Consider the following 5,161-nt stretch of genomic DNA (forward strand, 5'->3'; position numbering starts at 1 on the left):
ACTTTATATGAGGAAGCAACGAAAGAACAGGAATTAGATCTTGTATATGGTGGTTATAAGCAATATGAAAATGGTTCTTTGCTTGGACTCAAAGACAAACGACAAGCAGATGACATTTCTTATAAATATATATTAAAAGGAGAACTCGTTCTATTTAATAAAATTATTCGAAGACGCAAACTAGAGGAATTTGTTCAACTAGAAGCAGGACAAAGTGAGCAAAATTTCATAGATACAAACATTTGGAATACATATGGATTATCATTAAGGATAATATCTTCTTGTGATGGTATCTATAGTTGTAATGCTGTTCTTTTCCATCAGATACTACAAGAGTCCCAAGTTATATGCAAATATAAAGAGTCCAATCTTGCTTCGTCTATTATGGGAATTGAAAAGACATTACAGTGGTGTATACGACTGCAAAGAGAGCGTATTCCAAAACAACACTTTGAACAAGGCGCAATTGACAAATGGGAATATATATTCACGAGAATAGGATTGGAATTAATACAGCTAACACAGAACTATTGGTTATATAGTAATCAAATATTGCCTATTTTTAAGAAATATAAAAATTCTATACGATGTAATTTGTTTTCAGAGGTATATCCATCATCGTCAAATCTGTTCGAAAGCATTTCAAATCTTAGAGTGGATGCGATACCAAGAATTTTATATATCGGTGCATTTCATCAAGATGATACGCAAGAACATATTATGTTGCCAGAGGGTAATAGTTTTAAAGAGCTTGGAAATCGGTATCTATTAAATTCTATGACATGTCATATAACAGAAAATGCTATTGTACAAAAAGCATTTTCTGAGGGGAATTTTCAATTTGTTGAAGAATACTTTGCTGTAAAATCCATTGTAAAAACAGGTGGATACTATATTGGACAAGATACGAGCTTATTAGACACGTTAGATGGGCTTGGATGTTACGAGAGCGTTATTGGATTTGAAGATAGAACTACGATATCAACAGGTTTCTTTGGCGCGCGAAAAGGGCATCCAATCTGGAAGGCAATCTTAGCTAGTTATGAAGAAGAATGTTTTGAACAGATGGGTTATCTATCACTTAGTGAACGAATTCGAATGTATCTTATCGGTATGGAGGAAGTTCAACTAGATGGAAAATCTACTATATTAAAGTCGGGTATATTTATGTTATCACCGGAACAGTGTGTGATTCCTAGATATTATGAGCTAAAATCGGAGATGCGACAATCTCTTTGTATTATAGACCACACGAATAAGGCAGCAGATGAAGATTATATTGTTATTAAGAAATCAACATTAGAATATCTATTATCAACTGCAAATGATGCCAGAATGATGAATAAACTAAAAAGTAATAATACACAGTTAAAAAAGAAATTGGATCAATTATTGACCTCCCGCTCTATTCGATTGACAAAACCGCTACGTAGTGGATATCAAAGATTAAAGAACTTGTCTCATGTTTTCAGAGGTTAATTCAAAAGAATTTATGTTATTTCATGAAATCCTCCTAGATACTTATCATAAAAACGTAATCCTTGCATAATATATGAATATATTACAAATTTTAAGTATGAGTTAAATGGTATCCATTCACTTAAATCTAGGAGGAGCACTGACATGGAAAATTTTAATATTTACAAAGACATAGCGGAAAGAACAAGCGGTGATATTTACATAGGTGTAGTTGGTCCTGTTAGAACAGGTAAATCAACATTTATTAAGCGGTTTATGGATTTGCTAGTTATTCCGAATATTGAAGATGTACATAGTAAGGAACGTGCTATTGATGAATTACCTCAAAGCGCGGCTGGCAAAACAATCATGACTACAGAGCCAAAGTTCATTCCCAAAGAGGCGGCACAAATTAATCTATCAGAGGAAACAAAAGTGAACATTCGCTTAATTGACTGCGTTGGATTTATGGTAGATGGAGCATCTGGCCATATAGAAAATGAGCAAGAACGTTTAGTTAAGACACCTTGGTTTGATTACGAAGTTCCTTTCACACAGGCAGCAGAACTAGGAACACAAAAGGTTATTAGTGATCATTCGACGATTGGCGTTGTGATTACAACAGACGGAAGTTTTGGTGATCTATCCAGAGAGAACTATATGAAAGCGGAAGAGAAAACGATTGCGGAGTTAAAGAAAATCAATAAGCCTTTTATTGTGCTACTTAATACGAACAAACCTTATTCTGATGAAACAAGAGCACTTGCTGGGAATCTTATGGAAAAATATAATGTTGCAGTTATGCCTGTGAATTGTGAACAGTTAAGAAAAGACGATATCAATGCAATTATGGAAGCGATACTTAATGAATTCCCAATTGCAGAATTAGATTTCTTCATTCCAAAATGGGTTGAGATGTTACCACAATCACACTGGCTTAAACTGGATTTGATTAATGGCGTGAAAGAGATTATGAAAAAAATTAGTCTTGTTCGTGACGCAAAATCAGAAAATGTGCAATGCAATTCTGAATACATAAAACGTTGTAAGATTGACAAAGTATCAATGCAAGATGGTAGCGTTAAGATTTTCGTAGATTTCGATGACAAATACTATTACCAGATTCTTAGTGACCTTATTGGTACACCAATTGAAGGAGAGTATCAACTCATTGCCACATTGCGTGAATTAGCAGCGATGAAGAATGAATATTCTAAAGTCGGTAATGCTATGGAGGAAGTTCGTTATAAAGGCTATGGTGTTGTTACCCCTATGCGTGACGAGATATCCATTGAACAGCCAGAAGTAATTAAACATGGTAACAAATATGGTGTTAAAATCAAAGCAGTTGCTCCTTCTATCCATATGATTCGTGCTAATATCGAAACAGAGATTGCTCCAATTGTCGGCAGTGAAGAGCAAGCAAATGATTTAATTAACTACATTAAAGAAAGTGCAGAGGAAGAACCAGAAGGAATTTGGGATACGAATATATTTGGTAAATCCATTAAACAGCTTGTTGATGAGGGTATCAATAATAAGGTTCATAATATGAATGATGAAAGTCAAGTGAAGCTTCAAGAGACATTACAGAAGGTTATTAATGATAGTAATGGTGGATTAATCTGTATTATCATATAATGTTTGTTTGTGCGTGTTTATATATCTCCTGCTTAACTGCTGAATTAATAGGTTACTACTTATTAGTTCAGCAGTTTCTTTGTTACTGTTTTATTCCAAGTACCTTTATAGCCGTTTTTATTGCATTCTAAACCAATATTCCGTATAATTAAAACAATATGGGATATCATGTTGAAAGAAAATAAAAGGAAAGGAATCATGCAGCTCGTTGATTCTTTCAACCATACTTATTTGAGCAGTATCATAAGAAAGTTTGTGATATGCATGGGTTTATTGATGAATATACAGATTTTTGGTAAATCAAAATGTTTTGATACAAAGAAGGCACAGCGTTATTTTAAGGAAAGAGGAGTCGCTTTTCAGTTTATAGATATGGCACAAAAGGGAATGAGTAAAGGTGAGTACAATAGTGTTAAACAAGCAGTTGGTGGTATGGACAAGCTAATTGATGAAAACACAAAAGACCAACAGACATATCTATTAATCAAATACCTTGCAGAAGAAGATAAGGAAGAAAAGTTATTAGAGAATCCGAAACTATTCAAAACACCGATTGTTAGAAATGGGAAAAAAGCAACTGTAGGCTATGAGCCTGATGTTTGGAAAAATTGGGAATGAAATACAGGAAGAACGCATAAAAACTATGTATTTATTTCGTAACATTTATGTAGTCCATTAGTCCTAGTAAATTATTGGTTATGGTAAAAATGTACGTTCTTGGCATGGATTTTAAAAAGTTTTGACATAGAGTTGACAAATTTGATACGTATTGGTATAATATCCATGTAATAAATTTAACAATTACGTAACAAATAAAAATAGACGATTCGAAAGTTTCAAAGCGAGAAGCGTTCAGGAGGCGTAATATGAACTTTAACAAGAAAGTGCTTAAAATTTCAACACTTTGTATTGCAGGAGCAGTTACAATCGCTGTTAGCGCAGTTGGAATGAGTGCAGTTTCCTATACTACAGAAGAACCAGTAGCGGGTATTTCTGTTTCTTTAGATGATTACTATTCTTCAAAGAGTTCAGCAAAGGAAATTGTTTTTGCTGGTGCATTAATGAAAGATATTGATATTGAGGTAGAAACTGGGTCAGAGGATATCGCTGTAGATGACACTTCAGATGAAATAACAGAAGAAGCTCCTGAAGAAGTAAAATCAGAAGCAGAAGCAACAGAGAAAGAAAAAGAAGATGCAATTACTCTTAATTATAAGAACTTAGGTATTGCAAATGTTAATAATTATCTTAACATCCGTAAAGGTCCAGGTGAAGACCAAAAGATTATTGGTAAACTTCCTAAGAATGCTGGATGTGAGATTTATAGTATTTCAGATGATGGTTGGGCTAAGATTAAATCTGGTAAAGTTACTGGATATGTTTCAGCCGAATACCTTGTAACAGGTGATAAAGCGAAAGAACTTGCAAAAGAAGTTGGTATGATTGTTGCAACTGTTAACACAACGACTTTAAAGGTTCGTGAAGAAGCAGATAAAGAATCAACTTGTTTAACTTTAGTTCCGGAAGGTGAAGAACTTGAAGTTAAAAAAGTAACTGATGAATGGGTTAAAGTTGTAATCGATAATGATAAAGGATATGTAGCAAAAGAATATGTAGACTTATCTTACCAATTAGCAAAAGGTGTGTTTGTTGAAGAAGTAGAAGCAGGTACAAATGGTGTATCTTCTGTTCGTGCAAACATGGTTTCATATGCAAAACAATTCTTAGGAAACCGTTATGTATGGGGTGGTACTAGTTTAACAAGTGGTACTGACTGTTCTGGTTTCACAATGAGAATATATCAACACTTTGGTTATAGCATTCCTAGAACATCACGTGCGCAAGCTGCAAGTGGTAGAACAATTCCTACTTCAAGCGTTAAACCTGGTGATTTAGTATTCTATAGCAATGGTGGCGGAATTAACCACGTAGCTATGTATATTGGTGGTGGTCAAGTAATCCATGCAAGTAATCCAAGAAGTGGTATTAAGATTAGTAATATGTATTATCGTACACCTGTAAAGGCAGTAAGATATATTAATGACTAATATGATGATACAAG

At 34.0% G+C, this 5,161-nt stretch carries 4 protein-coding genes; all 4 read left to right on the forward strand.

Features of this window, described 5'->3' with window-relative positions; genetic code table 11:
• The coding region (locus RMR19_RS14305) for a hypothetical protein (protein ID WP_310604174.1) at positions 1-1,479 on the forward strand (1,479 nt) is incomplete at its 5' end.
• Positions 1,480-1,623: 144 nt separating this feature from the next.
• Positions 1,624-3,099, forward strand: coding sequence for a stage IV sporulation protein A (gene spoIVA / locus RMR19_RS14310; protein ID WP_310604175.1), 1,476 nt, complete (start codon positions 1,624-1,626; stop codon positions 3,097-3,099).
• 276 nt (positions 3,100-3,375) lie between these two features.
• A complete protein-coding gene (locus tag RMR19_RS14315) occupies positions 3,376-3,717 on the forward strand; it encodes an arsenate reductase family protein (protein ID WP_310604176.1) in 342 nt (113 codons plus the stop codon).
• A 248-nt stretch (positions 3,718-3,965) separates the two neighbouring features.
• Positions 3,966-5,147, forward strand: a complete 1,182-nt coding sequence (locus RMR19_RS14320; RefSeq protein ID WP_310604177.1) for a C40 family peptidase — start codon at positions 3,966-3,968, stop codon at positions 5,145-5,147.
• Positions 5,148-5,161 lie beyond the last annotated feature (14 nt).

Source organism: Anaerosporobacter sp. (genome assembly GCF_031551385.1).
Classification (GTDB): domain Bacteria; phylum Bacillota; class Clostridia; order Lachnospirales; family Lachnospiraceae; genus Anaerosporobacter.